Source organism: Cognatilysobacter lacus, assembly GCF_008274655.1.
Lineage (GTDB): Bacteria > Pseudomonadota > Gammaproteobacteria > Xanthomonadales > Xanthomonadaceae > Cognatilysobacter > Cognatilysobacter lacus.
The window spans coordinates 1-3490 of sequence record NZ_VTRV01000204.1 but is presented as its reverse complement, the minus strand read 5'-3'; the positions used below and the strand labels follow the sequence as shown (position 1 = coordinate 3490).

The 3490-nt window shown below is 70.7% G+C and carries 3 protein-coding genes and 2 pseudogenes; 4 read left to right on the top strand and 1 reads right to left on the bottom strand.

Annotation, left to right across the window (positions count from 1 at the left end; translation table 11 throughout):
* Window positions 1-265: pseudogene (locus tag FW784_RS13105) on the bottom strand (hypothetical protein); the annotation flags it as partial.
* 58 nt (window positions 266-323) lie between these two features.
* Between FW784_RS13105 and hemA the strand changes: the two are divergent.
* The 4 genes and pseudogenes from hemA to FW784_RS13085 all read left to right on the top strand — a co-directional run.
* Window positions 324-1598 (top strand): glutamyl-tRNA reductase, encoded by a 1275-nt coding sequence (gene hemA / locus FW784_RS13100; protein ID WP_149353772.1) that lies wholly within the window; start codon window positions 324-326, stop codon window positions 1596-1598.
* A 69-nt stretch (window positions 1599-1667) separates the two neighbouring features.
* Window positions 1668-2753: a peptide chain release factor 1 gene (prfA, locus tag FW784_RS13095; RefSeq protein ID WP_149353771.1), complete on the top strand. Its 1086-nt coding sequence runs from the start codon at window positions 1668-1670 to the stop codon at window positions 2751-2753.
* A gap of 85 nt (window positions 2754-2838) precedes the next feature.
* Window positions 2839-3309 carry a GNAT family N-acetyltransferase gene (locus FW784_RS13090; protein WP_149353770.1) on the top strand — a complete coding sequence of 157 codons (471 nt, stop codon included), beginning with the start codon at window positions 2839-2841 and terminating at the stop codon, window positions 3307-3309.
* Between the two features lies 1 nt (window position 3310).
* Window positions 3311-3490, top strand: a pseudogene (locus tag FW784_RS13085) (UDP-N-acetylglucosamine-peptide N-acetylglucosaminyltransferase); the annotation flags it as partial.

Genomic DNA, 3490 nt, shown 5'->3' with positions numbered 1-3490 from the left:
CGGTCGCGCGCTCGGCAAGGGCCACGTCGCGGGTGGCGCGCGCGGCCTGCAGGTAGCCCGCAGCCGCTTCATCGAGGCGGCCTGCCTGCAGCGCGAACTCGCCGGCCAGCAGCGGCTGCAACGGCAGAGCGCCGGGCGCCGGGGCGCCTGCGGCCAGGGCCGGCAGCGCGGTCGAGACCGCGATCACGAAGCCGAGACGCTTGATCGAACGCAAAACGTGAGGCATGCGCACCCGGGATAATGGCAGCGGGAAGGGGCACAGCATCGGCGCCGGTAGAATGCCGGGAGCTGTTGCCGCAGCTTAGCGCAGGCATCTGTAACGAATGGGTTTCCACGTAATCGGCCTCAACCACGCCACCGCGCCGCTCGACGTGCGCGAACGGGTGGCGTTTGCCGGCGACGCGGCCGGCAACGCATTGGCTGAACTGCGCGCGCTGCCGTTGGTAAACGAGGTGGCGCTGCTGTCCACCTGCAATCGCACCGAGCTCTATGCCGAGACGGGCGATGACGGCCACGCGCTCGCCGACTGGCTCGCCGAGCGCTCGGACGTCGGCCCGGACCTGCACGCCTACCTCTACCGCCATCGGGACGCCGAGGCGGTGCGCCACCTGTTCCGCGTCGCGACCGGGCTGGACTCGATGGTGCTCGGCGAGCCGCAGATCCTCGGGCAGGTGAAGGACGCCTGGGCGACCGCGCGGGCCGCGGGCACGCTCGGCAACCGGCTGGACCGCCTGTTCCAGCACGCCTTCAACACGGCGAAGCGCGCGCGCACCGACACGCGCATCGGTGCCAACCCGGTGTCGGTGGCGTCGACCGCGGTGAAACTCGCGCAGGAATCGTTCGCGCCGCTCGCGCAGTGCACCGTGCTGCTGATCGGCGCCGGCGAAACGATCGAGCTCGCGGCGCGCCATCTCGTGCAGGCCGGAACCAAACGATTGCTTGTCGCCAATCGCACTGTCGCGCACGCGCAGGAACTCGCGCTGCAGCACGGCGGCTACGCGTTGCCGCTGACCGAGCTCGACCGCCATCTCGCCGAAGCCGACGTGGTGATCAGCGCGACCGCCAGCCGCACGCCGATCCTGCACGCACGGCAGGTCGAAGCGGCGCTCGCCGCGCGACGTCGTCGCCCGATGCTGCTGCTCGACCTGGCCGTGCCGCGCGACATCCACGGTGACGTCGCGCAACTCAAGGACGTCTTCCTGTACACGGTGGACGACCTCGAGCGCGCGATCGACGAGAACCGCCGCAGCCGCCGCGAAGCTGCCGATGAAGCCGAAGCGATCGTCGAGCTGCAGGTCGCCCGGTTTCGCGAAAAACTCGATGCCAGCACGCGCATCGAGCCGGTCAAGCGCATCCGCGCCCATGGCGAATCGGCGCGCGCGGATGCATTGGCGAAGGCCAAGCAGCAACTCGCTGCCGGCATGTCGGCCGAACAGGCGCTGGAGTTCCTCGCGCACACGCTGACCAATCGCCTGCTGCACGCCCCCACCGTCGCCGTGCGCGACGCGGCCACGCGCGGCGACGCCGATATCGCGCGCGCTGCCGAGCGCCTGTTTCCGGAAGCGCCGCCTGCCGACGCATCGCGCGACGAGCGTTAGCGACGCCCGCCGCGCTGCGAACGACCCGTCGCGCCGACGGGCCGCCCTGCCCCGTCGACCGGACTCCGCATGAACCCTTCCCTCCGCCGCAAGCTCGAAGCCCTCGCCGAACGTCGCGAGGAACTCGAACGCCTGCTCGGCGACCCCGCCGTGATCAGCGACGCCCCGCAGTTCCGTCGGCTGTCGCGCGAGTTCTCGCAGCTCGAACCGGTCGCCACGGCGCTCGACGACGAACGTCGCGCGCGAGAGGACCTGGCCAATGCGCAGGCTATGCGCAGCGACCCGGAGATGCGCGAGCTGGCCGACGAGGAAGCCGAAGCCGCGACGCTGCGGCTCGAGCGGCTCGAAGCCGAACTGCTCGCGCACCTGATTCCGAAGGATCCGCGCGACGAGGGCGACGTGTACCTCGAGGTGCGCGCGGGCACAGGCGGCGACGAAGCAGCGATCTTCGCGGGCGACCTTTTCCGCATGTACACACGCCACGCCGAGCGCATGGGCTGGCGGATCGAAGTGGAGTCCGCCAGCGCGGGCGAACATGGCGGCTTCAAGGAAGTGATCGCGCGCGTCGAGGGTCGCGGTGCGTATTCGCGCCTCAAGTTCGAATCGGGCACGCATCGCGTGCAGCGCGTGCCGGCCACCGAATCGCAGGGGCGCATCCACACGTCGGCGGCGACCGTCGCGATCATTCCGGTCGAGGCGGACGAAGCACCGATCGAGATCTCGGCATCGGACCTGCGCGTCGACACCTATCGCTCGTCCGGCGCCGGCGGCCAGCACGTCAACAAGACCGACTCGGCGATCCGCATCACGCATCTTCCCAGCGGGCTGGTGGTGGAAAGCCAGACCGAGCGCAGCCAGCACGCCAACCGCGACAAGGCGATGAAACGCTTGCGCGCGATGCTCGCCGACGCGCAGATCGCCAAGGCCGCGGCGGCCCAGGCCGAGACGCGCAAGTTGCAGGTCGGCAGCGGCGATCGCAGCCAGCGCATCCGCACCTACAACTTCCCGCAGGGCCGCATCACCGACCATCGCGTGGAAGGCCTTACGCTCTACGATCTCCCGAACGTGATGGACGGCGCGATCGACCCGCTGCTCGATCGCCTCCAGCAGGAGCATCAGGCCGACGAGCTGGCGCGCCTCACGACGACGGGTTGATGCCTCGGCGGCACCGCGCGACGAGCGCCGCCCGCATGCCACGCTTGCACGCGACAATGCGACCACGCCCGCCGCCGCGACCGCCATGAACGCCGACCTCAGCATCCGCGCCGCCCGCCCCGCAGACCTCGACGACGCGGCGCGCCTGTTCGACGCCTATCGCCAGTTCTACGGGCAGCCCACGGATCGCGCCGCGGGCCGCGCCTTCCTGGCCGAACGCATGGCGCTGCGTGAATCGATCGTTCTGCTGGCATGGCGCGGGAATCTCGCGGTCGGCTTCACGCAGCTGTATCCGATGTTCTCGTCGGTGCGGCTGGTGCCGGTATTCGTGCTCAACGACCTGTACGTGGATTCCGGCGCGAGACGCATGGCGGTCGGTCGGCGCCTGCTCGAGGCCGCGGCAGCGGCAGCGCGTGCTGCCGGCGGGCATCGCATCGTGCTGGAGACGGCCGTGGAGAACCTCGCGGCGCGCGCGCTTTACCGCAACGCCGGCTGGGACGAAGAGGCAACGCAGTGGTATTCGCTCGACCTGGCCGGGTCGCGCGTGCGCGCCTGACATGCAGGATCCGCGCGCGCAGGCACGGCTGCAGGTATCGAAGTCACCGGGCGATGCGATCGCGTGGGTGATCCTCGCCGAGGCCGAACTCGACGGCGGTGATGCGCTCGCGGGCGAGCGGGCGGCGCGGCGCGCCCTGCTGCTGCGTCCCGGGCACCCTGAAGCACTGGCGCGGCTGGGG

What these genes read in the sequence shown, in the direction of transcription:
- hemA (WP_149353772.1), top strand. Translation starts at nt 324, where the DNA reads ATGGGTTTCCACGTAATCGGCCTCAACCACGCCACCGCGCCGCTCGAC.
- prfA (WP_149353771.1), top strand. Translation starts at nt 1,668, where the DNA reads ATGAACCCTTCCCTCCGCCGCAAGCTCGAAGCCCTCGCCGAACGTCGC.
- FW784_RS13090 (WP_149353770.1), top strand. Translation starts at nt 2,839, where the DNA reads ATGAACGCCGACCTCAGCATCCGCGCCGCCCGCCCCGCAGACCTCGAC.